Raw genomic sequence first — 25,409 nt, forward strand, 5'->3', positions numbered from 1 at the left:
ATGCTCCCAAAAAGAAACATTAAGTCCCGAATACTACACCAGCAAGAAACAAAAAAACAACATTGAAACAAAAAATGTAACCATTTTAGGTAATAACAATAAATTTAAAACAAAAAAAATACCGCCCAATGGCGGTATTTTAACTAAAGCTATATGCCTTTAGAGGCTATATTACTACTTTTGTTTACGGCGACGCATAAATGCAAACGGTGCTACAAGCAGCGTTAACCACGCTAGCGAACCAGAGCTATCATTGTCGTCATCATCGTTCGCACGTAGATTGTTAACGTCAATCTCAACACTTACCGCTTTCGATACATAACCTTTGCTATCTTCAGCTTGAACACTGAAAACAATCTCTTTATCAAACTCATAGTCAATTTCACCCATAGTCACAATTGAACCATCTAACTGAACACTAACTAATGTTGTTCCAGATACAATAAAACGAGTAATTGGCGAAATATCCATATCAGGGTCTGAGAATACCAATTGACCCAACACGGTACCAATGGCAACATTTTCATCAGTTCTGAATTTTTGACCACCCTCAATGACTGGGGCATGAGATTTAGGATCGGCGGTTACATTCAACATAACTTGCACAACCTCAGACTCTAAGCCGCTGTCATCCATTACTGTTACATCAAGAGTCATAGTTGGAGTTGCATAATAACTTAGGCTGCCAGTGACAACTAGCTCACCCTTATTATTAATACTAATTAAGTTTGTGTTTGCAACCGTACCACCAGTAACCATTGTTGCCGCACTTTCAAACAAACTATGATCAAGCATGCCAATCACTGTACCTTCGGCTGCGGATTCAATAATACTGAAATTTTGCCCTTTTGCTACAACTGGTAACTCATCTGCATCATTGGTAATCGTTACTTTAATATCGGCTGCTGCAGATTCAGTACCAAGTAAATCAGTCGCCTTCACTGTTAAAATGATTTCTTTAATGTCAGACTCAAAATCCAACATACTCGTATCTTCAACCATGATATCGCCAGTTTCAGCATCAATCATTAAGCCTGGAGCAGACATACTCACAACAGTAAAGTTTGTTATACGTAGTGCTGGAGTATCTTCAAAACTAAGTCTACCAATAGTAATACCATCAAGTGCAGTTTCATTAATTGTAAACTCTTCTACAACGAGATTAGGCACAGCTGGAACAGCCGGAACACCAGTTACTGAATTAGTATATACATCTGTCCCTGTAGCTGAGGTCAATGCGAAATTACCATCAGCTCTAATTACAGCCTTCTGACCTGGAGCAAGTTCAGATAATTTAGTGTCAGCGTCTTCTGTCGATTCCAAAGTAACCACCGGATTACCTGTAAACACAGTAGAACCAACTACACTATCGGTTTCAGAGAACACACCGGCTTGATAATTTGGATAACCAACTGAAGCTGCAATGTTAATTGTGCTGCCCAGCATATTTGCATCTAAGCCTAACAAATTACTACATCCAGAGAAGGTCACTGTATCTTCACCAGCAGCATGATACATCGGTGTACCCCACTGCCACACATCCTCACCTGCGGCATCGATTTCACCAATTAATGTACGGCTGCGCCCAGGTATTGCTGCATCACGGCCAACATCATTAATATTCATCATAAAGTGATCATAAACACCATCATTATCAATATCGAGATTCATACGAACACCGATTTGACGCATGTGGGTAATTTCATCTCGTAATTGAATTGAAGATGTAATGAACACACCTGACTCACATGTCTCAGACGTATAAGCAGCAAATGTAGTTGAGAGAATATCAAAGTCAGCGTCGCGGTTCTCTTCACTTGTAGCAACCACTGATTCTGCAGTTGGTAATATCGTAGTCGCCCCCACATTGGTTACAACCAACTCACCAACACCATTAACTTCTTCATATGAAAAAGCTAATTCAGCACCGGCTTTAGGTATCGCATGGTAAACAATGTGCAAGTCATGATCTGTGTCGGCTGTTGAAGTATCATCAAATACCAGCGCACCATCAAACTCAGCCATTGTCAGTGACGGACTACGAGCAGCTAGATCATCTTGGCTAAATGGGTTTTCTAATGTCCACTCATGAAGTTTAGATGGATCAACTGTCATGGTTACTTCGAATGTTGTTACCGTATTTGCCGCAACAGTTACACTACGTGGAATATCAAAGCTAACAGCACCTGTATCCACATCATTCATATAACGCTCTTCAATACGAAGGTCATATGTTTTGTCTGCATCAGAGAAGTTTTTCAGCGTCACTGTTTTTGTAAAGCTGGTTGTTTCTGTCATGCGTTCTAAACCGAACGATAGCGCCGCTTGTTTAGTTTTGAATGTTTCATCTTCAACCCATGCCGCAACAGGTAAGTTAACAGCTTTGTCAACATTTACTAAGCCTGCACCGATAGAACTAATTGGTGCAAGTGGAGAATCTGGGTTAGTACTAATCGGCTCTACGGTTATATTTAAGTCAGCCGCATTCATGATTGTCGCTTTAATTTCAAGTGCAGTACGATCTGGATGCGCTTCACGAACTAATGCAACAGCACCAGCAGTGATCGGACCTGAAAATGAAGTACCTGTTGCGGGTGCTAATTGATCTTGTGTACCAGTTGCCGCTACCATGATATCAGTACCTGGCGCTGTAATTTCAGGTTTTAGTAAACCATCCATTGATGGACCACGAGATGAGAACGATGCAACTGCACCCGCTAGCACTTTACGTTCAATCGTTATGCTATATGTTGGCATTTCACCGGCTGTTAAAGCAGCTTTCATTGCTGCCCCTGCAGCAAAATTAATACCGACATTAGGAATTGTTACTGCTGCATCAAAGCCACCCATTGGCGCAGGCGTACCATCATCAACATTATTTGCTACAAATACAAACTTAGCACCACGATCTTGAGCGCTTAATACTTTTTGAGTGAAATTACAGGCACCACGGTCAATAATTACCGCTTTGCCAGTAAAGTCAGTTTCAGCAGAAAATGCCACGCAGCCATTTTGGTTTTCTTCAGGGTAAACAACTTCAGCATCGGCATCTGTCATTACAAACGCAGTTTGTGGACCAAAACCTGACGGCTGAATTGTGGTCTCTGCACCTTCAACAGTGCCAGATGCAACGCCAACATCATTTGCAGGATGCGTCATCGCGCCAACAGAGAGTGCATTTGGCGTCGTAGAAGGACCGCCAATGCGGAATGGGTTATCACCATCATTACCAGCAGAAATAACAACGTTCACACCTGCATCTACGGCTTGCTGAATTAAAAACTGCGTACCACCACCGATGTATGTGTCACCAAACTCTCCACCTAAAGACATATTGATTACATCAACTCGGTCTTCTGAATCACCATCACCATTTGGATCCATAGCGGCTTCTAATGCCGAAACCTGTGCTGCACTTGGACAACCACCGCCACACACTGAATACACGTATAGCTCCACCGCTGGTGCAATACCAGTGACAGAGTGAGATACAGATGTACCATGGCTAGTTGCTGCATCTTCTTCTGTTGGAGTAGCTGGATCATTTTCAATTGGATCAGCATCATCACGCATGAAGTCATAACCACCCATAACTTGACCTTGTGGCCAAGTCACTGCAGTTGGATCTGCTTGAGCTGCTTCATAAGCTTCAACAGTTCCTTCACCACCAAAAATTTTGTGAGTATAATCAATACCTGTATCTAGTACTGCAACAGTTTGCGTTGCACCTGTTACTGTACCATTTGTTACTAATGGTGACGCTTTGATGTAGTCAGCAGTTGCTGCAACATGAAGGTCGTAATCAAACATAGGTAAAACACGCTCTACACGCGAGTCTTTTGCAATTCTATCTAGTGCACCTTGGCTTGCTTGAACAATTAACGTCGGCGCCAAAATTTTAGTTGAACCAAGTACTTTTACATTGCTATCAAGGGTAAATAGCTTATCTTGAACTTGGCTTTGTAACGTTGCAACTTGATTATAGCTCTGACGAGCATCAGAAACATTGTAGACACCCTGCTCCATCATATCAGCTGCTGTTTTTGTTTTTAAAACAACAAGGTATGCTGATGGTTGATTTTTATTTACAATATCGGTCTGTGATACTGGCGTGTAGCTGGTATGCTTAAGTACGCTGTTATTTATTGTATTTGCATTTACAGCGCCTGTAACTAAGATACTTGTTACAGCGGTTGCAACCGCCGTTCTTTTTATTAGATTCTTAGACATGATTTCCCCTAGGATATGTTATGTATTATTGTATTTATTGGTGATCATAAATTAAGTGCGAGACTAATATAGAACTTCAACACCCAAAATAACAACAACTCGATTACATTAAAATTACAAAGGCAAATAGAAAACCGAAAAAATAACACTAAACATCTGTTTTTAATGTTTAAAAACTGAAAAGTGAAAATGTAAATGTTTGTAAACAAATAGAACTAAAGCACACCAATATACCTAAAAGGGAACCAATGAACTCTGATGTTATAAATATTTTAACAATGGCAAAAGTAATCCAAACAGCCGTTGCGCCGGTTTTTTTAATTACTGGTATTGCTGCTACGCTGGGCGTTTTATCTAATCGCTTAGCTCGAATTACCGACCGTGCTCGTCAACTTGAACGAAAATTAAAGGTAAGTACCGATGAAGAGTTTAATTCATCGCTAACAACCGAGCTACGAGCACTGCTGAAACGCTCTCGCTGTATCCATATTGCCTTTAGTTTAAGTGTATTAAGTGCGGTACTTGTTTGCGCCGTGGTCATGCTGTTATTTTTGTCTCATATCCAATCAGTTAATTTAGGTGTTTCCATCGGCAGTTGTTTTGTTGGCGCAATGGCACTACTTATTTGTGCATTTATGTCATTACTGGGTGAAGTATTTTTAGCAACCCGTAGTATGCGCAGAGGAATGATCTTTGCTGACATTGATATAAATAATTAAGGCATGATCTTAGTTTTATAATTCAATAACAGTTCAGTTTAACCGCAATACACTTGAATAATCTGACTTGCTGATATACAACAGCTGCTATACAAGCAATGAATTACATATAAGGGGCAAAAGGAATGAAGTTAAAGCAATTATTTTTAGGTGCAACACTTTGTGCACTAACATTTGGTGCAACAGCAAACTCTGTATTTGAAGAGCCTAGTGACGCCATTGAGTACCGCCAAGCGGCGTTTTCAATGATCCGTGTCCAAATTGGTGATATGGGTGACATGCTAAAGGGCAAAGTACCTTTTGATGCTGAGCGTTTTAAGCACCGTGCAAATAATGCCGCTGCATTATCAAAAATGCCATGGGAAGCATTCGTTGCAGGCAGTGATAAAGGCGAAACATCTGCATTACCTGCTATTTGGAGCGATAACGAAACCTTTATGAAAAAAGCGGTAGCATTCCAACAATATGCTGATGAACTAGCCGTTGCCGCGCAAACAGGTGATAAAAAAGTAATTGCTAAAGCATTTGGCCCATGGGCTAAAGGCTGTAAAGATTGCCACACATCATTTAAAGACTAATCTTTAATGCGATCATCTTAAAACTAAAACGGCGCTTAATTAGCGCCGTTTTTGATCTGTTGAACCGTTTAACTAAACAAGTAAGCCACAGGTTCTGCGCCCCATGTCATCAGTAATGCCGCAAATACAACGACAAAAATAATTATCGCAGTCCACGGTGATTTTGTTAGCTCTTCATTACTATCATTATTTTTTTCAGCGGCATAGCCCGTAACCATTGCTTTGACTAAATTTTTGCCTTTAATGCGATAAATTACAATTGCCACAATATGGAGAATAATCGCGTACAACAATAAATCAAAGTTTTTATGATGCACCCAGCCGGCCCATTCAACTACATTACTTGATACATACTGCACTAATGGGCCATCTGTCAAAATGTCATCAGTGGTCATTAAGCCGCTTACTAACTGCGCCAGTAATAAAATAAAAAATGCCAACACCATGTAGCTGCCCGCTGCGCCATGGCCAGGTTTATTATCTGTTTGTTTAAATGATTTTAGTGCTGCGCTAGGTAAATGAAACAATGCACTTAACTTAGCTGTTTTGCTACCAATCAAGCCCCAAATAAGGCGTGTTACTAGTAGCGCTAAGGTGAAAAAGCCAGCCACAAAGTGTAATTCCATCATGCCTTCTTCAGCACTAAAATACAGCGCCGCAATTGCAATAACTAACAACCAATGGAAACTGCGAATAAACCCATCCCATACTTTAATTTTATGCATGCTTAACCTCTTTTGCGTAAAAGCTTATTATTTCAAACTTTTGTTAATTTAGCATCTTTGCTGTTCAGGGTTAATTGATCTATGGCAGACTAAGGGCATTAATTACCGTAATGAATAATATTAATGACACTTAGCACCAAACGCGCACTCCTAAAAGGCTTTTTAGATATGCTACCACTGTGTTTAGCAGTGATCCCCTGGGGGATTTTATGTGGTTCACTGGCAATACAAAATGGCTTTAGCGCATTTGAAACCCAAGCTATGTCATTATTAGTGTTTGCCGGTTCCGCCCAACTAGTCGCTATAGAGCTAATGGCTGGCAATACGCCTTTATTAACTATTTTATTCACCACCTTCATAATTAGCTCACGGCACTTTTTATACGGCTTAGCGGTGCGTCATAAAGTGATTGATCAGCCGCTGCGTTGGCGCTTACCGGTAAGCTTTGTACTCACTGATGAGCTGTTTGCGTTTTCCCATCATCGCAAAGCTTATCGAACTAAAACTCGCTTGATCTACGCGCTCAGTGCCGGCTTTAGCTTTTATATTACTTGGAACTTGTGGACATTAATTGGCATCGTAGCGGGCAGTCTGCTACCTGATCTCACTAATTTAGGCTTAGACTTTGCTATTGCTGCAACTTTTATTGCATTAGTAATTCCTGGTATTAAAAATCTCGCTACATTGGCAACGGTTGTAAGCGCTGGTGTTGTCGCTACCGTTTTAAAAAGCCAGGGGTTTGAACTATGGTTAGTAGCCGCGGCACTATCGGCGATGACTATCGGTTACCTTATTAGCCGTATCCAAGATAAATTGGAGCATAACTGATGATGAGCACTATTTTACTTATGGCGTGTATTACCTTTTTTACCCGTTACTTATTTTTACATCGTGACCTACCATTTAAAGTTGGCCCGAAAATGCAGCAGTTTCTAAGTTTTAGCGCACCGGCGGTACTTACCGCGATTTGGGTACCTATAGTGTTTGTAACAGATGAGGGAATAAATTTAGATTGGCAAAACCCATACCTCAGTGCGGCAATAGCAGCCATTATTGTCGCGTATAAAACGCACAACATTTACTACACAACACTGGTTGGTATGGGTTTATTTTTGATCTTAAATTAGCACATTAGTAATGCGCTAAAAGTAGCTTTAAACGCTGGCTAATAAAATAGCACGGCTTTTATCTAGAGTGACCTGACCACGTTCGCCAATAGCCGTCATACCGTGGCGTTCAAGTTGCTCAACAATTTTATCAGCGACTTCTTCGCCTAAGTTATAATCACTTAAACGCGTTGGCATATTCACACGGTGAAAAAACGCTTCAGTTGCATTAATTGCTTGTTCAATTGCTGCATCTTCATCACTGATATCTAATCCTAAAACGCGTTCTGCGTACTGTAAGATTTTACCGCGCTTAGTTTCTGTTTGCTCAGCCATCATACGAGGTAATACAATCGCAAGCGTTTGCGCGTGGTCAAGGCCATACATCGCAGTCATTTCATGGCCCAACATATGAGTGGACCAATCTTGTGGTACACCCGCTCCAATTAAGCCGTTTAATGCCATCGTTGCTGACCACATAATATTTGCACGTACTTGATAGTTATCAGGCTCACTGAACGCTTTAGGGCCCTCTTCGATTAAGGTCATTAAAATACCTTCAGCGAAACGGTCTTGCAGCTTAGCACCTACATCGTAGGTTAAATACTGCTCCATAGTATGCACAAATGCATCAACAATACCGTTCGCCACTTGGCGCTCAGGCAATGAAAAAGTCACTGCAGGGTCGAGTACTGCAAATTTTGGCAATACAAATGGACTAGCAAATGCAAGTTTTTCGTGAGTGTCAAGATTTGAAACAACACTATTGCCGTTTGACTCAGAGCCCGTTGCAGGTAACGTTAATACCACACCAAGAGCAATAGCAGATTTAATCTCGCCACCTTTTGATAAAATATCCCATGGCTCGCCGTCATAATTAGCTGCTGCGGCAATAAATTTACTACCATCAGCGACTGAACCACCACCAACTGCAAGAATGTAATCAACTTGCTTTTCTTTAACCAAAGCAACGGCTTTCATACATGTTTGATAACTTGGGTTAGGCTCAATACCGGCAAACTCAAACCACGTATGTTCACTTAACGCATCGACGACTTGATCATAGACGCCATTACTTTTAATACTGCCGCCACCATAAGTAACTAATACTTTTGCGTCTGCAGGGATCTCATTTTTAATTAAAGCGATTTGTTGTTCGCCGAAATGAATTTTGGTTGGGTTTGCAAAACTGAAATTTAACATGCTTGCTCCATTGCTTAGAGATGCTCATTATTTAGTGTGAGCTAAAATTTGGTGACCATCTAATTGTAGGGATTTAAGCATTAATTTAAAGACTAAGCTCAGAGAATCACTTTTGCACAGCTGCAACAATAGATGGTATAAACTATAATTACTTAATATTTGAGAACTAAATTATGTGGCATGGCCTTGATGAATTTTTACATGTGGTTGAACATGGCAGCTTTACCAAAGCAGCCAAAGTCATGGAAGTATCAACTTCACATATTAGCCGCCAAGTACAGCAACTTGAAAACCGCTTAGGCTCATTGCTATTTCAACGTACTACCCGAAAAATAAGCCTCACCGATGCCGGCCGCGAATATGCCGTAAAGCTCAAAGCAATTAAACAAGAGCTAATTGATGCTAATAATCAACTGCAAGGTGAGCAACGTAAACCCAAAGGGATCATTAGAATTTCTGGTGCTGGTGAATTTGTTGCATGTCATGTAGCACCTAAAATTGTTGAGTTTGTAAAACGCTACCCTGAGGTTGAAGTAGATATGGACTTCAACAATCGTAATGTCGACTTAGTTGAAGAAGGTTTTGATTTAGCGATCCGTTTTGGCCGCATGCAAGACTCTAACTTAATTGCACGACCACTTAGCCCGCGAATCATGACTCTCGTTGCCAGTCCAGAATATTTAGCACATCACCCAACCCCAACTACGCCTCAACAATTAACCGCTCATAATTGCTTAATTGCCATGGGGAAACGTTGGCGATTTAATTTTGCCGGCGATATTAAAGAGGTAAAAGTTGCCGGCAACTGGCGCAGTAACCATCCGCGCGCACTATTATCTGCGACATTAGCAGGCTTGGGCATTGCCCATTTAGCCACTGATATTGTTGATAAGTATATTGAAAACGGGCAACTAATTACCTTACTTGATGAGTTTCAGGTAACAGACAATGCCTCTTGGTTAGTGTATCCACGTAAAGATTTAATGCCGTACAGAGTGCGATTATTGATTGAACATTTACTCACAAGCTTTAATCATGCAAGCTAAAATAAAATGGTCTATGCAATATGATGATAATTTAAGCTGTATGTCTGTCACAACTCAGGATAGAATTTAACAAACAACAATAACAAGAGAGCAACATGAACGACTTCTATCAACTTTCAGCCAGCAATCTGCAAGGCCAAAGCATTGATTTTTCAGATTTCGCAGGCAAAGTTGTGTTAATTGTCAACACTGCCAGTAAATGTGGCTTCACTCCACAGTACGAAGGTTTACAACAATTACATGCAAAATACGCTGATCAAGGGTTAGTAATTATTGGTTTTCCGTGCAATCAATTCGGCAAACAAGAGCCTGGCGGCGCAAAAGAAATAGCGCAAGGTTGTTTAATTAACTACGGTGTTGATTTTGTGATGATGAGCAAAATTGATGTTAATGGCGAAAACGCCCACCCCGTATTCAGGCATTTAAAATCAGCCTTACCTGGATTTTTAACCCGCAAAATAAAATGGAATTTCACTAAATTTTTAGTTGGCCGCGACGGCGAGGCAATTAAACGCTTTGCACCATTTACCAAACCGCAACAAATCGAAGGTGCTATTATCAAAGCCCTTAAAAGCAGTAATATCTAAACTCTAAAAGCAATAAAGAGGCAAATTGCCTCTTTATTTAAATTATCTCTTAGTCGTTTAAATACTCATCTAAGTCATCATCGCCCAAGTTTTTACGCAAGCGTTTTTGCTCAAGGTAGTCTTCCAACTTTTTCTTAACCTTTTGCTTATTCTTGTCGTGTTGATTACGCCCGACCATTTCGTACTCGTCTTCAACAAAATCGTCATCTAGCGCATCGTAACTAAATGTCTTACCCACAACCCACTCCATAAAGTGTTTGAGACCAATTAAGGATTTTTTATCACTATCATTGGTAAATTAAAAATGTTCAGCACTATTTCACCGTATGAAAAAGCACCAAAATAAAGCCATAACGCAATTCTAAAATAGTGTTATGTCGATATTGTGAATAAATAGCGCTAAATTTGAGTTCTGGAAAGTGAGAGTTTTTTATCGAAACGATAAGTATCTTTTATGTATTAATGTAAATTAGTCAAAATGACTAAAAAATGGCTTTTTTATAACATTTAAATGTAATTAAAAAAGGGAAAAAAACAATTAACTCATTGTTTTTAAATGCCAATAATTATTGGCATTAAACTTGATAAGTATTAAATACGTTAAATGCGTACTGGTCATAATCAACAAATTAGCAGGAAATAAAAATGAAAAAATTACTATTAATAAGTTCTTTATTCATTGCCACAGGGGCAATGGCACACAATGACAATGAGACGAATATTTCTTTTAGCGGCGACACATGTGACGTTGAATTTAAAAATGATGTGCGTATTAAGCCAAATGAATTAGAAATTTTTACAGCTGATAACCACACTATGACTTTTATAAATAGTGGCGAGTTAATGATTGATGGCCAAACTTTGACACTCAACAGTCAACAACACCAAGCTATCAGTAATTATTCAGACAGTCTGCGTAGCCAATTACCAGAAGTCGCGAACATTGCTATTGAAGGCGTTAAAATTGCCGGGGTCGCCATTGAAGAAGTCGCCAATGCATTTAATATCGATGGCCTAGATAGCATTAATGAATTAATGGCTGATATTCAGGTAGAAGTACAAAACACCTTTTACCAACAAGGCGCTTTTGTAATGGGCCAACAAAGCTTTAGCCAATTTGGCGAAAACTTTGAAAGCCAATTTGATGAGCAAATAGAAAGCGCTGTACAAGCTGCGATGATGCAATCGATGGGTAGTATTTTAATGGCTGTAGGTTCAGAACTAATGGGCTCTGGTGGCGATATGCAAGCCTTTGAACAACGCATGGAAAATATGGGAGCTGAAATTGAAGCCAAAGTTGAGCAACAAGCTAACCAACTTGAAAAACGCGCTGATGCACTGTGCGGTAATTTTTCAACCATTGCTGATCAAGAGCAACAATTAGTTAAACTAGTTCCAGAATTGAAAGACTACCAATTATTTAGTTATAAACAAAATAACTAACTTGAACTCAGGTTCTAAACGCTAAAAGTTTGATATCCCTTTAGCAGCACTCTTTTTTAAAGGTGCTGCTTTTTTATGCCATGCTATTTCTTCGCTAAATGCACTAACTCACCTAGCTTTATAATAGCTTGTTCAATTTTTTCACCCCATGGCAAACCATAACTTAATCGAATACAACTGCGATATTTATTAGTGGCTGAAAAAATATAGCCAGGAGTAATGCTAATGCCACTTTCTAATGCCAGTTGAAATAGTTTTACACTATCGTAAGCCGCACCTAAATCAATCCAGATCACACATCCGCCTTGCGGATCGCTGATCCTAGCGGTACTCGGAAAGGCCTGTTGTAAACACCAGATCATTCGTTCTTTATTAGAACGTAGACGCTGTCGCAGTAGTTTTATATTACGATCATAATCACCACTAACTATAAATTCATATAACGTCCATTGATTGATCAATGAAGTAGAACAACTCAATGCACGCTTATAGCGACGCGCTTTGGCAGCAAACTTTCCGGCAATCAACCAGCCAACACGATAACTCGGCGCCGCAGTTTTAGAAAACGATGCACAGGTTAATACCAACCCTTTTGTTGAGTAAGCCTGAGCGGGTGTACCGCGCTGCGGGGTAAAATGTAAATCACCATACACATCATCTTCAATTAGCACCACATCTTGAGATTCCAATAACTCTACTAATTGTTTACGCTTATGATCAGGCATAAAACTACCCACAGGATTATTGATCGAAGTAGAGAACACACAGGCTTTAATATCGTGATCATGTAAAGCCTGGCTCAGATCATCAAGCCAGATCCCATCATCAGGACACAGCGGGATCTCGAGCGCCTTGAGGCCCAGGCTTTCGATCAATTCAATGATACCAAAATAACAAGGTGACTCGATCGCCACCACATCACCTACTTTAGTGACACATTTTAGCGCGATCGCCAGTGCTTCTTGAGCACCGTTGGTGATCACAAGTTCTTGCGAGTCAACACCAATGCCAAAATCTAAATAACGATGGATTAACTGCTTTTTCAATGGTGCAAAACCATCCATCGCACCATAATTTATGGCGCGACTGCCGGCAATCGACATAACCCGGCGCATCGTACGACTTAGCATTTTATCAGTTGGAGCGGCAGCAACAGGATTAGCAATGCCAAACGGTACGACATCGGCTTGATGAATTGCATCATACACTTGCTCAATTAATACCTGCATGTTGACCGAAACTGGCTCACGATTGAGTTTAACCCGCTTTGGCCGCGCTAACTGGGTATGTGCCGTTTTTAAAAAATAGCCTGACTTTTCTCGTGCTTCAACCAAACCTTGTGCCTCAAGTGATTGGTAAGCCAATTTCACCGTCGGAATACTGACATTCAGCTTAGTGGCCATTTTACGTAATGAGGGGAGTTTTTCGCCTGGTAATAGTGTCCCCTGCTCACTCAGCTCACGCACCAGCTGCATTACTTGCTGATATAAAAAGTCATGGTTGGTTTTGCTGATCACCAGCGACATAGTAGACACCTTAAAGCCGTACAATCTGTATAGGTTGCATTTATAGTTTTCTGTGTATGTTAAGTATACAGAAGTATCTTAAAATAAACACTTAATCGACATAATGGACCAAGGCCATGAAAAGTATCGTGCTTTATGCACTAACCGTTTTAATTTGGGGCTCTACCTGGCTCGCAATCGAATTTCAACTTGGCGATATCGCCGTTGAAGTTTCACTATTTTATCGCTTTAGTTTGGCTGCAATTCTAATGTGGGTATGGGTGAATATTAAAAAATTACCGATGAATTATAGTCGTCGCGATCATGGCTTTTTCGTATTACTAGCACTGTGTAACTTTGGCCTTAATTACTTAGTACTTTACTGGGCACAACATTATTTAACGTCAGCCATGGCATCAATCGCCTTTTCAATGTTGTTATTAATGAACATTGTAAATACCCGATTATTTTTTGGTAAACCCATAGCTAAACGTATATATACGGGTGCATTGATAGGGGTATTGGGCATCATCAGTCTGTTTTGGCCACAATTACAGCAGTTCGACTTGAGTAATGGGGCGTTGGTCGGTTTGCTACTTGCCTTAGCTGGCACCTTTGTGGCTTCATTAGGGAATATGATCAGCGTACGTAACTCTCAACAACGTATTGGCGTCATGCAGGGCAATGCATGGGGCATGTTATACAGCGCTATTGGTTTATTTGTATATGTAATCATCAGCGGTGCCGATTTTAGCCTGTCGGCCCCAGCAAGCTACTGGTATTCATTAGTTTATTTATCGGTGTTTGGGACGGTTATTGCATTTGCATGTTACTTTGCACTACTAAAAAATATCGGCCCAGAACGTGCCAGCTATGTGATTGTGTTATTTCCATTAGTTGCAGTGACTTTAAGTACATTATTTGAAGGTTTTAGTTGGCAAGCCAATACGTTTATCGGCTTTAGTTTAGTACTGCTTGGTAATGCTATTGTACTGACTCCAACAAAAAGAATTAAAGCGTTTATTGAGTCTAATAAAGCATCATTTGCTAATAAACGCTCCATCCCCAGTTAGAATGCGTATATACGCAACTAACGCCAAAAGCGCCTACTTGTTAGGCGCTTTTTTATTACTAACATATTACTCGTCATTTAACATTGCGGCATACAAAAACGCAACGCGAGCGGATGAATAATCACCACCGCTGGGGTAACGCCTACCAGCTCACCATCTGCTTCGATTGGTAAATCAGGCGTATTTATATAAGCAATTTCTAAGCGCTGGTAGTTGAGCTCTTTCATACCGTGGTGCTTACGTAGCAATAAGCGCACAAAACTGTAGAGGTTACCTAACAAACCACGCGTAGGCACGCGATAGCACTCTAAATAGCCACTATTCAATTGTGCTTTTGGCGCTATCATCAACCCCCCACCAAAATAATGATGATTTGCAAATACAGTAATCAAATTACCATATTCGCATTGCTGCCCTGCAAAACTCCCAGCCAAGCGAGAAGGCTGATAAACGAATAAACACTTAAAGCCAGCTAAACTATAACTTAAAGCGGATAATGCAGGCTTGGTTTGCAATGCCTGTACTACATGCGCATCAAAGCCAACCCCCGCAATATTAATAAAGTAACGGCTATTTATTTGGCCAATATCGATTTTTACTTGATGCTCACTAAAAATAGCATTACGCCAAGCTGAGTTTGAACAGCCAAAGCCGCGTGCAAAATCATTACCCGTCCCCTGAGGCAATAACGCCAACGAGCAACTCAATCCCATCAATGCGTTTACAGCCAAATGCAGGCTGCCATCACCACCGAGCACAACAACGCGCTTTTGTGACTGAGCCAAAACCGTTATTTTTTGGCAATCATTGGTAAAATGTCCTGTGGTGTAAAAAATAGTGTAACTAATTTGACGTTTTTGACACTGCTCTAATAACCAAGTGCAATTTTTTTTATGTTTTTTTTGCGTACTTGGTTTAATAATTATTAGCATCTGGATACCAGCCTATTCAAAAGTAGGGAAATAGACATTTTCAAAAAATAAATTAATCTGAATAATTAGTCACTTTATTTATTATCTAATGCATTAAAATATCAGTGGTAGTGTAATATTGCTTTTAAACAAGTGATTTAGGCGACTTTAAATTTCATAACCATGCATAATACTCAGTACGTACTATCTGAATCATACCTTAATAAAAACAATTCGGATTAGTTATTTCTATCCGACCACCCTAATTTTTATCGTTTTATTTTTGTGCAAAAAAAGCTCAGAATAGCCGTGTTGTCAAAACAGACATAACCCGGAGCAAAGTAATGAACCCAGTAAATACATTAAACGAAAATGCAGCTACCCATGTTGCAGTAAAACCGACCAACCGCAAAGCAAAAATGCTTGCCAGACTTAACCGTTTCGGCAAAAAGCTAGCTCTTGGCGGCGCAGTTCAATACAAGTAATCACCCAACCATGATTACTTTAGCGGTGCAGCAAACACCCAACCACTAAATGAAACTACTTATTTAGCTCCCTCGTTTGCTGCAACCCCTTCTTTAAACTCCCTAAAAACTCCTTTTTTATAAAAAAACCTCTTTTTTAGAACAAAAAAACAGCAAACGATCTTTTTCCTATTTACACACCCCAATCACCTGCGTATTATTCTTTCCCAACGGAGAGATGGCAGAGTGGTCGAATGCACCGGTCTTGAAAACCGGCAGGGGTTTATAGCCCCTCTAGGGTTCAAATCCCTATCTCTCCACCATTATTACGTTTTGGTGGTTCACTCGATTATCAAAATGACAATTTATGCGCCGGAGAGGTGGCCGAGTGGCCGAAGGCGCTCCCCTGCTAAGGGAGTATAGGGTTTGTAGCTCTATCGAGGGTTCGAATCCCTCCTTCTCCGCCATTTAATAACGAAAAAAGCCCCGCAATTTATTGTGGGGCTTTTTTTGTTGTTAAAAATGGCAGAAGGCGGGTGAGAACCCTCGACCAGGGTTCGATAAAATGTCAGGAACATTTTAGGCCGCTGCAAGCGTCGCGAAGCGATTGGTTACATGGACGTAAGCAAGCCCATCCCCACGTTTGACACAAATTTCAGAATGAAAAGCCTATTGTTTTATGTCCGTAACCTTTACACCAATGAAGGCGGGTGAGAACCCTCGACTAGGGTTCGACCAAACTTTGTCTGGAACAAAGTTAAACGCACGCAGTGCGGCCAGAAAACTAAACTCTAGATCCCTTCCGCTAAGTTGTGTAATGTAATATCAAATAGAACACATAAGTCAGCTCTTAAACCAAATTCAAAAATCGTTCTGACTTTTCTTTTTAAAAACACCAAAATATTTTCTAAGGCTACAAGTTGAATAACAGTGAGGACAAAGAAAGTGGTATTTTATATGCAGTTTTTACAACTGTATTATTGTACTTCCTTTTCAAAATCACTTTAATTTACACAATAGTTTCAGACCGATATGCTTCTTGTCTAAGCTCTCGCTGGGACAACATTGAAGTAGTTATTACTCCTTTTTCAGCATTCTTAATTTTAGCAATATTGAGTTGTATTTGGTTGTTCCTTAGTTGTTTAAAATATAAAAAGAAAGTAGGTAAAGCAGCCTATCTAGTATTTTTTTTCGCAGCGATATTCTATTATTTTTGGTTTAAAGGTTTTTACGGCTTTTGGTTACTAATGGAGTATGAGCAGGACAAAATAACCCTATCTCAATTTTTTAACAAAACTGGGGGCAATGAGTTATTTAAATTATATGATGGGCATCACGAAATTCAGATATTGTGCCAACCATATAATCACAATGCAGATAAAAAACCGGATAACTAACTGTTACATCATAGTAATGCAATAGGTTGCTACCTATTAAATCAATACTTTAACCTAGCCTAGGTATTCTCTCGTAACGATTGGGTGAGCAGGTAAAAATTCATCGCAGATAAACGGCCTTGTATTGATACAAGCCTGTAGATTATTTTTTTGTTGTATGTTGTCGGGTTTCGCTGCGATCAAACTCACCTACAATGCTTCTGCGTAAAACGGGTAAAGAGGCTAAACAGTCTCTTTATCTTAATAACCCAAACTAAACCCATCGGCATCTAAATGCGCTGGGAAACTTTGCTTAAAGAGCTCAAGCGGCTGTTTGTCCAAAGTGATAATAACAACATCAGCTTTGTTATCAGTAGCGGCTGCTAACGTATCACCTTTAAAGTCATACACTGCCGTGCCGCCATTGTGCGCGACGCCATTAGCATCATCACCAATACGATTAACGCCAATCACATAACACTGGTTTTCCATCGCCCGCGCCATTAGTAAGGTGTCCCATACTTTGCGCCTTGCAGCAGGCCAGTTGGCGACATTAACCATCACATCGTAGTCATTGCGATTGCGCTGAAAGACCGGAAAACGTAAGTCGTAACAAACTTGCGGTAAAATTCTAAAGTCATTAAGGGTGAACACTTCACGTTGCTGCCCTGCGGTTACAAAATCGCCCTCTTTGCCCAAGCAAAATAAATGCCGTTTGTCGTAATACTTCACTTCGCCATTGGGCCATGCCCAATAAAAGCGATTAGCTTTTTTATTTCCTTGCGTTACCAATACCGAGCCTGCAATTACCGCATTGCTTGATTTTGCCGACGCGATCATCCAATCAAGCACTTTGCCTTGCTTTAACTGATGATCCGGCTCTGCGCAATCAAGGTTAATAGCAAAGCCGGTGGCAAAGGTTTCTGGCAATAAAATAAGCTCTACTGATTTATCTATATCAGCTATTTTATTGCCAAAGTGTGCCAAGTTGGCGTCTTTATCTAACCAATTAAGCGATGTTTGTATCAGTGCTATAGTTAAAGTTGACATAAAATCTCCGCGGCTTGTAATAGCGTGGCGTCATTTTTGGCAAAGCATAAGCGAATAACTTTATCGTTGCTTGGTTGCTGATAAAACACGCTTAGTGGAATGGCTGCAACGCCTGCTTGTTCTACTAACCACTGGCAAAATTCTACGTCATTTAAATCCGATACATCGCTGTAATCAAGCAGTAAAAAGTAGGTGCCTTCACTTGGTAAAATGGTAAAGCGGCTATCTTTTAGTGCTTTACTAAGTACATCACGCTTTTGTTGATAAAACTCACTGAGCTCATCCACATGCTCACCTTGCTGTTCTAACATATCGGCTAATGCATGTTGTGCCGGCGTAAAGCTTGAAAAAGTCACATATTGGTGAATTTTACGAAACTCGACCGCAAGTGCAGCGGGTGCGATGCAGTAACCCATTTTCCAGCCTGTGCTATGAAAAGTCTTGCCAAAGCTTGAGATCACAAAGCTGCGAGCAAACAATTCGTTATCACGCAGCACACTTAAATGCGGTTGCTGATCAAAAGTAATATGCTCGTATACTTCATCACTTATCAGGTATAAGTCATGCTTAATTACTAAGGCTTTTAGAGCATTAATATCGTGCTGTTTTAACGTTTTACCACTTGGGTTATGTGGAGTGTTGATTATAATAGCCCGCGTTTTGCTATTGATAGCCGCAGCCACCGTTTGCCAGTCAATTGCATAATTTGGGGCCTGCAAAGCAATGTGAACTGACTTACCGCCAGCCAGTTCTATCGCTGGCTGGTATGAATCATAAGCGGGGTCAAATACGATGACTTCATCGCCATCGCGCACCAGCGCCTGAATGGCCACAAATAAGGCCTCGGTTGCGCCAGAGGTTACCGTTACTTGCTGCACGGCATCTATTTCCGCTGCATATTTACGTTTTGCTAACTGGGCAATTTGTTGCTGCAGGCGTGGTACGCCGGTTGACGGCGAGTATTGATTAACCCCTTCTAATACATAATGATTAAGCTGCTTTTTAAGTAACTCTGGTGCATCAAACTCAGGAAAACCCTGCGATAAATTAATCGCTTCGAATTGATTTGCTAAAGCAGTCATTTGACTAAAAATACTGGTGCCTAAATTTGGCAATTTACTTTCAAACACTGGTTACCCTTAATGATGGTTTTGCGCCCAAAGCGATGCTATCATTGCTGTTAACAGAAGTATAGCCGTCTAAAAAAGTATGAGGAATGTATGCATAACAATACCGCTATTTCAGAACTTATAGAAGCAGGAAAGTGGATCAGTCAACGTGGTTGGGTACCGGCCACAGGTGGTAACTTTTCAGCGCGAACCAATACTGGCTTTGTAGTGACTGCCAGCGGTTTTGACAAAGGACAACTAGGCTCACATACCTTTATAGAACTAGATCATGCAGGTAATCGCAGTGCTAGCGCCGCCAAGCCCTCGGCAGAAACTGAATTGCATTTAAGTATGTATAAACTAATTCCTTCAGCTAATTATGTATTACACACTCATTCTGTTGCCGCAACAGTATTATCACGAGTTATTAAAGGCCACAGCCTAGATTTACACGGCTACGAAATGCAAAAGTCATTAACTGGCGTAGCCTCGCATTTAGACATCTTAAGCATTCCTATTTTTGACAATGACCAAGACATTGACCGCCTCAGCTTATTAGTCAGCGATCATCATCTACATACCCCTATTGAGCATGGTGTACTTATTCGTGGCCACGGTTTGTATGTTGTGGGTCGCACTATTGGTGAAGTTCGCCGCCAATTAGAAGGTCTTGAGTTCTTATTTGCATGTGAATTAGAACGTTTAAAATTAGTAGGATTAGAATCATGATCAAAGCACTACTGACCGATATTGAAGGCACAATTACCCGTATTTCATTTGTTAAAGACGTGCTGTTTCCCTATGCCGCGAAACAACTTCCTGAATTTGTAAAAACTCACCAAACGCAAAGTGCGGTAGCAGAGCAAATTACTGCCGTAAAAGCGATTATTGAACAGCCAAATGCCAATATCGACGTGGTAGTTGAGACATTGCTTGAATGGATCCGTGACGATAAAAAAATCACCCCATTAAAACAGTTACAAGGCCTGATTTGGCAAACTGGTTATGAAAATGGTGATTTTACCGGCCATTTATACCCAGATGCCTACCAGTTTTTAGTTGCGCAGCACCAAGCCGGCCAGCAACTATATGTATATTCCTCAGGATCGGTAAAAGCCCAGCATTTAATTTTTAACTACTCTGACTTTGGTGATATTCGCTCATTATTTACTGATTTCTTTGATACTAACGTAGGCGCTAAGCAAGAAGCCATCGCTTATGAGAACATCATTGCACAATTACCTTTTGCCGCTAATGAAGTATTATTTTTAAGTGATGTAGTAGCAGAACTTAATGCCGCTAAAGCTGTAGGTTTAAAAACTTTACACTTAATTCGCGATGGTCAAGCAAGCTCGCCTGCACATAATTATATTAACGATTTCAGCCAATTTACTGCGGAGCATTTAGCATGAGCCAACTGACTATCTTTGCCGATTGTAACGGCACTAATGCACTATTAGATACCCAAGATGCAGCACAAATTGCCACTGAGCTGAATAAAGTAAATGTACGATTTGAGCAGTGGCAAGCAGCAAAAACGATTACTGCTGATACTAGTCATGAAGCTATTATTTCCGCCTATAACGCTGATATTGAAAGCTTAAAGCAACAAGGCGGCTATCAAACTGTAGATGTTATTTCGCTGGCAAAAGGCAACCCGAACGCTGAAGAATTACGTGCTAAGTTTTTATTTGAGCACACCCATAGTGAAGACGAAGTACGCTTTTTTGTAAAAGGCCAAGGATTATTTTGCCTGCATATTAACGACAAGGTATACCAAGTGCTTTGCCAACAGGGTGATTTAATTTCGGTCCCTGAGCTGACCCCACATTGGTTTGATATGGGCAGCGATCCTGAGTTCACCGCGATTCGCTTATTCAATAATACTGAAGGTTGGGTAGCCCAAAGCACCGAATCTGAGATTGCTAAGCAATTTCCGTTATTAGATTAAGCACCTACAGGAATAAAAATGGAAAAGTTATTCTCATACGGAACACTGCAACTTGAGCAAGTACAGCTTGATACCTTTAATCGTTTGCTTGAAGGTCAAGCCGATACACTAAAAGGCTACGTGGTAGGCGAAGTTGAGATCACCGACGCCGCTGTGCTAAAAAGCAGCGGCCAGCGTTTTCATCCGGCATTAATTAAAACAGGCCTTGTAACAGATACTGTAACCGGCACTATTTTTACTATTACCGAGCAAGAACTAGCCAATGCAGATAGCTATGAAGTTGACGACTATGTTCGTGTCGTAGAGTCATTTAGCAGCGGTATTAATGCCTGGGTGTATGTTGCAAAAGGCTGTTAAAAAAGCCTTTTTAATTGACCAGCTAACACTTGTTGTTGGTTATAAACACCGGTATCTAGTACCCAGCCTGTTATTAGCTTTGCAGGGGTTACGTCAAACGCTGGGTTGTAAACGTTAGCATTTGTTGGTGCCCATTGCGCCTCACCAAAACTTCCGCTTACACCGCGCACTTCAGCGCTGTTACGTTGTTCTATTTCAATCTCTGCACCAAATGCTGTGTTTACATCGAGCGTGGTAATTGGGGCAACTACATAAAATGGAATATCATGAAAGTGCGCCAACACCGCTAAATTATAAGTGCCCACTTTATTAGCAAAATCACCGTTGGCAGCAATACGATCAGCGCCAACAAAAATTTTATCAACCTTGCCAGCAGCCATTAAGCTCGCTGCCATATTATCGCAAATCAAGGTATAAGGTACTTGCCAGCGCTCGAGCTCAAACGCGGTTAAACGCCCGCCTTGTAATAATGGGCGTGTTTCATCAACCCAGACATGAATATCACCATATTGCTGCTGCGCTTTGTAAATAACCCCCAAAGCTGTACCAATACCCGCAGTCGCTAACGCTCCTGTATTACAATGGGTAAGAATATTATCACCACTGTTAACCAGTGCTGCGCCATGATTTGCCATGCTTTCACACAAGGCGATATCTTCATTAAACAAGGTTACAGCGGCGCTTACAATTGCCGTTACATAATCATCTTGTTGTAACGCAATACGTAACTTTGCCATACAATGCATTAAATTAACCGCAGTTGGCCGAGTGGCTTCTAAATCATCAATCGCCTGCGCTAATGCTACTTTAGCCATGCCTTGCTCTGCCAAATGGGCTACCAGCAAGCTCGCTCCTAAGCCAATTAGCGGTGCGCCACGTATTTTTAAGCTTAGAATTAAATCCCTCATAGTGGCTACATCATCACACACATGCCATACCTGCTGATGCGGCAATAAGTATTGGTCTAACACACTGAGTGTATTGTTTTGATATTTTAAACTACTCGCGATGAGATCTTGCATAGTTGATCCTGAATAATCGTTTGGCTAAGGCTATTTTACAGCAGTTTTTAAAACTCACAACCCAGAAGTGTAGACATCTAAACGGTTGTAGGTATAGAATGCTATCGTTTATCATTTTCTGAGAGTACGCCAATGGCTGAATACGTTGCTTTTAATGCGCAGCATGCAATTGATTATATTAAAGATCTTGTAAATAAAGATGGGTATGATTTGTTTGATCCTGACCAAACGTTATCGGCGTATGAGTTTGGGGATGGTAATTTAAATCTGGTATTTAGAGTCAGTGACGAGCAAAATAATAGCGTTATTTTAAAGCAAGCTTTGCCTTATGCTCGCTGCGTGGGTGAATCATGGCCGCTGACGCTTGACCGAGCCCGCATTGAAGCAGAGGTTTTGCTCAATCATGGCGCATTAAGTCCCGACTACACGGCAAAAGTATTGCATCATAATCCAGAGCAAGCACTGACCATTTTAGAGGATCTCGGTCACTTACAAATTTTGCGTAGCGCACAAATAAACGCAGAGCAATTTCCACTACTCGGCCAGCATGTGGCTCACTACTTAAGTCACACTGGTTTTTATAACTCAGATTTTTACCTCACTGCGCAAGATAAAAAAGCCAAAGTCAGTCAATTCACCAACCCCGAATTGTGCCAAATTACTGAAGATTTATTTTTTAACGATATTCTGCGTGAACATGAACGTAATAACTACCCAAGTGAACTGCAAAGCACGGTTAGTAAATTACAAAATAATGCCGCGCTGCATTTAGCGATCGCAAAACTAAAAGCTAAGTTTTTATCGTGCCCGCAGACGCTATTACATGGTGATATGCATAGCGGCAGTATTTTTGTCGATCAAAACACCACTAAGATGATCGACCCTGAATTTGGCTTTTTTGGCCCAGTTGGCTTTGATATCGGCTCATTTATCGGCAATTTATTATTAAACTACTGCGCGCAAAATGCTCGTATTAGTGAATTTGTTACACGCCGTAACTATCACACCCATTTACTGACTTGCCTGCAAGAGAGTTATTCTTTGTTTGAACAACAGTGGCTGACATTTATTGCAGAGCAAACCACAGATAACAATTTAAAAGCCGCTGGTTATGGCGAGTATTTTATGCAACAAGTATTACAAGACGCGATTGGTTACTGTGGGACAGAACTAATACGCCGCACTATCGGCTTAGCACACGTTGCTGACATTGATGGCATTGAAGATGCGCAGGCGCGTTTAGACGTACAACGCCACACTTTAGCGCTGGGTGAGCAGTTAGTACTCAACGCCCACACTTGCAATAACAAAGAAGAGTTTTTCTCTTTATTGATAAGCCAACTAAATTAAATTTATAAAAATAGCAAAAGGCACTTTATTTAGTGCCTTTTATCAACCTATTTGGGCGGGACCTAGCTTCTATTACCTAGTATTTTAAATTACTGATAATTTTCATACATTTTATCAAGCGGCTCTGACAGGCCGTTTTCTTGCACAACGCGCACATGCTGGCGGCCAAGTTCACGGGCACTAAATACCCCGCATGAGTGAGCAATTAAACCCGCACCATAATGAATGTACTTATTGTAGTTTGCTACGCGCTGCGCTTTATCGGCGACATCTAAGCCACGTTGCAACCGCTCGTTGTGTGTGGTTATCCCTGTTGGGCAAGTGTCTTTATTACATTGCAGCGCTTGAATACAACCCAAAGCAAACATATGACCACGTGCCGATACAACAAAGTCTGCGCCCAGCGCGAGCGCCCATGCAACCTTAGACGGCACAATCAGTTTGCCTGACGCAATAACTTTAATTCGCTCTCGCAGGCCATGCTTTTCGAGCATATTAACAACCAAAGGTAAACTTTCTTTCAGTGGTAAACCCACCGAATCCATCAGCGGTTGTGGTGCAGCACCGGTACCGCCATCAGCACTATCGATAGTAATAAAGTCGGGCGCAGATTCAATACCACGATGATTGATCTCAGCAAACAAGGTTTCCAGCCATGCATAAGCGCCAATAACCGCTTTAAAGCCGGTTGGCTTGCCAGTCGTTTCGCGCACCGAGGCAATCATATCAAGTAAATCTGCAGGGTTTTTAACTTCAGGATGACCATTTGGGCTAATTGAATCGTGACCTTCTGGGATACCACGAATAGCCGCAATTTCAGCAGTCACTTTTTTGCCTGGCAACATACCGCCTTTACCAGGCTTCGCACCTTGGCTCATTTTAATTTCAAACATTTTTACTTGTTCATGCGCAGCTATTTGCTTGAGCTTCTCATGACTTAATTTACCTTGTTCATCGCGCACACCATATTTAGCTGTGCCAATTTGAAACACAATGTCGGCACCTCCTTCTAAGTGATAAGGGCTTAAACCACCTTCACCAGTGTTCATCCAACAACCAGCGAGTTTGGCACCTTGCGATAACGCACGTACAGCAGGTTTTGATAACGCACCAAAACTCATACCTGAAATATTGAATAGCGATTTAGTAATATAAGGATTTGGACAATGCGGCCCTAAGGTAACTGCACTAGGTTCAAGCGCTTCTTCGTCCAAGGTAGGAAACGCGCAGTTCATAAACATCACGGTCCCGGTAACTTCTAGGCTCTGAGTTGAGCCAAAGGCGGTGGTACGATCAACATTTTTAGCCGCTTTATAAACCCAACTACGATCGGCGCGATTAAATGGCATTTCTTCGCGATCCATAGCGAAAAAGTATTGACGAAAAAACTCACCTTGGCGCTCAAAAAAGTATCTAAACCGACCTATTACCGGATAATTACGTCTAATCGCTTGTTTAGATTGAGTGACATCACTGATATAAAAATAAATAACAACTAAAACTAAACACCCAAATACCACTATAAATAAGCTGGCAAACACATCAATGCTAAAAACTATTAAATTACTCATGCAGCGCCCCTTGCTGGTTGTTTTCTCATTTCA

At 40.9% G+C, this 25,409-nt stretch carries 25 protein-coding genes and 2 tRNA genes; 17 read left to right on the plus strand and 10 right to left on the minus strand.

Going from position 1 to position 25,409, the window contains the following annotated elements:
* Positions 1–174 precede the first annotated feature (174 nt).
* Positions 175–4,230, minus strand: coding sequence for a S8 family serine peptidase (locus H5232_RS02575; protein WP_182739445.1), 4,056 nt, complete (start codon positions 4,228–4,230; stop codon positions 175–177).
* A 248-nt stretch (positions 4,231–4,478) separates the two neighbouring features.
* Between H5232_RS02575 and H5232_RS02580 the strand changes: the two genes are divergently transcribed.
* A complete protein-coding gene (locus H5232_RS02580; protein ID WP_145240002.1) occupies positions 4,479–4,949 on the plus strand; it encodes a DUF2721 domain-containing protein in 471 nt (156 codons plus the stop codon).
* A gap of 125 nt (positions 4,950–5,074) precedes the next feature.
* Complete coding sequence (locus H5232_RS02585) at positions 5,075–5,527, plus strand: cytochrome c (protein WP_149982199.1); 453 nt, start codon at positions 5,075–5,077, stop codon at positions 5,525–5,527.
* Positions 5,528–5,595: 68 nt separating this feature from the next.
* Here H5232_RS02585 and H5232_RS02590 read toward each other — a convergent pair whose 3' ends face one another.
* Positions 5,596–6,252, minus strand: a complete 657-nt coding sequence (locus H5232_RS02590) for a cytochrome b/b6 domain-containing protein (RefSeq protein ID WP_182717488.1) — start codon at positions 6,250–6,252, stop codon at positions 5,596–5,598.
* A gap of 123 nt (positions 6,253–6,375) precedes the next feature.
* Here H5232_RS02590 and H5232_RS02595 point away from each other — a divergent pair, with 123 nt between their 5' ends.
* Together H5232_RS02595 and H5232_RS02600 are read left to right on the plus strand one after the other, a co-directional pair.
* Positions 6,376–7,080: an AzlC family ABC transporter permease gene (locus tag H5232_RS02595; protein ID WP_259398451.1), complete on the plus strand. Its 705-nt coding sequence runs from the start codon at positions 6,376–6,378 to the stop codon at positions 7,078–7,080.
* Entirely contained in the window at positions 7,080–7,379 is a 300-nt protein-coding gene (locus tag H5232_RS02600; RefSeq protein WP_149982202.1) for an AzlD domain-containing protein, read from the plus strand. The genes H5232_RS02595 and H5232_RS02600 overlap by 1 nt, the downstream gene beginning before the upstream one ends.
* A gap of 27 nt (positions 7,380–7,406) precedes the next feature.
* Here the strand turns inward: H5232_RS02600 and H5232_RS02605 are convergent, their stop codons facing one another.
* The gene (locus H5232_RS02605) at positions 7,407–8,561 is read right to left on the minus strand and encodes an iron-containing alcohol dehydrogenase (RefSeq protein ID WP_182830523.1); all 1,155 of its coding nucleotides are present in this window, start codon (positions 8,559–8,561) and stop codon (positions 7,407–7,409) included.
* Positions 8,562–8,734: 173 nt separating this feature from the next.
* On the opposite strand from H5232_RS02605, the gene H5232_RS02610 reads away from it, so the two are divergent.
* Both H5232_RS02610 and H5232_RS02615 read left to right on the plus strand, forming a co-directional pair.
* Positions 8,735–9,607, plus strand: a complete 873-nt coding sequence (locus tag H5232_RS02610) for a LysR family transcriptional regulator (protein WP_149982204.1) — start codon at positions 8,735–8,737, stop codon at positions 9,605–9,607.
* 95 nt (positions 9,608–9,702) lie between these two features.
* Positions 9,703–10,194, plus strand: a complete 492-nt coding sequence (locus H5232_RS02615; RefSeq protein ID WP_145240017.1) for a glutathione peroxidase — start codon at positions 9,703–9,705, stop codon at positions 10,192–10,194.
* A gap of 49 nt (positions 10,195–10,243) precedes the next feature.
* Here H5232_RS02615 and H5232_RS02620 read toward each other — a convergent pair whose 3' ends face one another.
* Positions 10,244–10,432: a PA3496 family putative envelope integrity protein gene (locus H5232_RS02620; RefSeq protein WP_145240019.1), complete on the minus strand. Its 189-nt coding sequence runs from the start codon at positions 10,430–10,432 to the stop codon at positions 10,244–10,246.
* 407 nt (positions 10,433–10,839) lie between these two features.
* On the opposite strand from H5232_RS02620, the gene H5232_RS02625 reads away from it, so the two are divergent.
* The gene (locus H5232_RS02625) at positions 10,840–11,637 is read left to right on the plus strand and encodes a YggN family protein (protein WP_182783435.1); all 798 of its coding nucleotides are present in this window, start codon (positions 10,840–10,842) and stop codon (positions 11,635–11,637) included.
* Positions 11,638–11,720: 83 nt separating this feature from the next.
* Here the strand turns inward: H5232_RS02625 and H5232_RS02630 are convergent, their stop codons facing one another.
* Positions 11,721–13,163 (minus strand): PLP-dependent aminotransferase family protein, encoded by a 1,443-nt coding sequence (locus H5232_RS02630; RefSeq protein WP_145240023.1) that lies wholly within the window; start codon positions 13,161–13,163, stop codon positions 11,721–11,723.
* Positions 13,164–13,279: 116 nt separating this feature from the next.
* Here H5232_RS02630 and H5232_RS02635 point away from each other — a divergent pair, with 116 nt between their 5' ends.
* Positions 13,280–14,215 carry a DMT family transporter gene (locus tag H5232_RS02635; RefSeq protein WP_145240025.1) on the plus strand — a complete coding sequence of 312 codons (936 nt, stop codon included), beginning with the start codon at positions 13,280–13,282 and terminating at the stop codon, positions 14,213–14,215.
* A 77-nt stretch (positions 14,216–14,292) separates the two neighbouring features.
* On the opposite strand, the gene H5232_RS02640 is transcribed toward H5232_RS02635, so the two are convergent.
* A complete protein-coding gene (locus tag H5232_RS02640; RefSeq protein ID WP_220493363.1) occupies positions 14,293–15,147 on the minus strand; it encodes a diacylglycerol kinase family protein in 855 nt (284 codons plus the stop codon).
* A 323-nt stretch (positions 15,148–15,470) separates the two neighbouring features.
* Here H5232_RS02640 and H5232_RS02645 point away from each other — a divergent pair, with 323 nt between their 5' ends.
* The 4 genes from H5232_RS02645 (at position 15,471) to H5232_RS02660 (ending at position 16,987) form a co-directional block, all read left to right on the plus strand.
* Positions 15,471–15,611, plus strand: coding sequence for a hypothetical protein (locus H5232_RS02645; protein WP_169019719.1), 141 nt, complete (start codon positions 15,471–15,473; stop codon positions 15,609–15,611).
* A 211-nt stretch (positions 15,612–15,822) separates the two neighbouring features.
* A tRNA-Ser gene (locus H5232_RS02650) sits at positions 15,823–15,913 on the plus strand.
* A gap of 51 nt (positions 15,914–15,964) precedes the next feature.
* Positions 15,965–16,057 (plus strand) — tRNA-Ser (locus H5232_RS02655).
* 453 nt (positions 16,058–16,510) lie between these two features.
* Positions 16,511–16,987: a hypothetical protein gene (locus H5232_RS02660; protein ID WP_182717489.1), complete on the plus strand. Its 477-nt coding sequence runs from the start codon at positions 16,511–16,513 to the stop codon at positions 16,985–16,987.
* Between the two features lie 240 nt (positions 16,988–17,227).
* Here H5232_RS02660 and H5232_RS02665 read toward each other — a convergent pair whose 3' ends face one another.
* Together H5232_RS02665 and H5232_RS02670 are read right to left on the minus strand one after the other, a co-directional pair.
* Positions 17,228–18,016 carry an amidohydrolase gene (locus tag H5232_RS02665; protein WP_182717490.1) on the minus strand — a complete coding sequence of 263 codons (789 nt, stop codon included), beginning with the start codon at positions 18,014–18,016 and terminating at the stop codon, positions 17,228–17,230.
* Positions 18,004–19,146 carry a methionine aminotransferase gene (locus tag H5232_RS02670; protein ID WP_182830524.1) on the minus strand — a complete coding sequence of 381 codons (1,143 nt, stop codon included), beginning with the start codon at positions 19,144–19,146 and terminating at the stop codon, positions 18,004–18,006. Before H5232_RS02670 ends, H5232_RS02665 begins: the two co-directional genes overlap by 13 nt.
* Positions 19,147–19,236: 90 nt before the next feature.
* Between H5232_RS02670 and H5232_RS02675 the strand changes: the two genes are divergently transcribed.
* From H5232_RS02675 to H5232_RS02690, 4 genes are read left to right on the plus strand one after another with little or no spacing between them, the layout of a single operon-like run.
* On the plus strand, positions 19,237–19,854 hold the full coding sequence (locus H5232_RS02675) for a methylthioribulose 1-phosphate dehydratase (protein ID WP_182830525.1): 618 nt from the start codon (positions 19,237–19,239) through the stop codon (positions 19,852–19,854).
* Entirely contained in the window at positions 19,851–20,537 is a 687-nt protein-coding gene (mtnC, locus tag H5232_RS02680; RefSeq protein ID WP_182830526.1) for an acireductone synthase, read from the plus strand. Before H5232_RS02675 ends, mtnC begins: the two co-directional genes overlap by 4 nt.
* Positions 20,534–21,076 carry an acireductone dioxygenase gene (locus tag H5232_RS02685; RefSeq protein ID WP_182830527.1) on the plus strand — a complete coding sequence of 181 codons (543 nt, stop codon included), beginning with the start codon at positions 20,534–20,536 and terminating at the stop codon, positions 21,074–21,076. The genes mtnC and H5232_RS02685 overlap by 4 nt, the downstream gene beginning before the upstream one ends.
* Positions 21,077–21,094: 18 nt before the next feature.
* Positions 21,095–21,433: a gamma-glutamylcyclotransferase family protein gene (locus H5232_RS02690; RefSeq protein ID WP_182830528.1), complete on the plus strand. Its 339-nt coding sequence runs from the start codon at positions 21,095–21,097 to the stop codon at positions 21,431–21,433.
* Here the strand turns inward: H5232_RS02690 and mtnA are convergent.
* Positions 21,430–22,455 (minus strand): S-methyl-5-thioribose-1-phosphate isomerase, encoded by a 1,026-nt coding sequence (gene mtnA / locus H5232_RS02695; protein WP_182830529.1) that lies wholly within the window; start codon positions 22,453–22,455, stop codon positions 21,430–21,432. The two genes, H5232_RS02690 and mtnA, sit on opposite strands and share 4 nt — an antisense overlap.
* A gap of 132 nt (positions 22,456–22,587) precedes the next feature.
* Here mtnA and mtnK point away from each other — a divergent pair, with 132 nt between their 5' ends.
* The gene (gene mtnK / locus H5232_RS02700; protein ID WP_182830530.1) at positions 22,588–23,805 is read left to right on the plus strand and encodes an S-methyl-5-thioribose kinase; all 1,218 of its coding nucleotides are present in this window, start codon (positions 22,588–22,590) and stop codon (positions 23,803–23,805) included.
* A gap of 89 nt (positions 23,806–23,894) precedes the next feature.
* Here the strand turns inward: mtnK and H5232_RS02705 are convergent, their stop codons facing one another.
* Positions 23,895–25,376, minus strand: coding sequence for an FMN-binding glutamate synthase family protein (locus tag H5232_RS02705; protein ID WP_182717495.1), 1,482 nt, complete (start codon positions 25,374–25,376; stop codon positions 23,895–23,897).
* Between the last annotated feature and the right edge of the window lie 33 nt (positions 25,377–25,409).

The organism is Pseudoalteromonas sp. SG41-5 (genome assembly GCF_014164495.1).
Lineage (GTDB): Bacteria > Pseudomonadota > Gammaproteobacteria > Enterobacterales > Alteromonadaceae > Pseudoalteromonas > Pseudoalteromonas rhizosphaerae.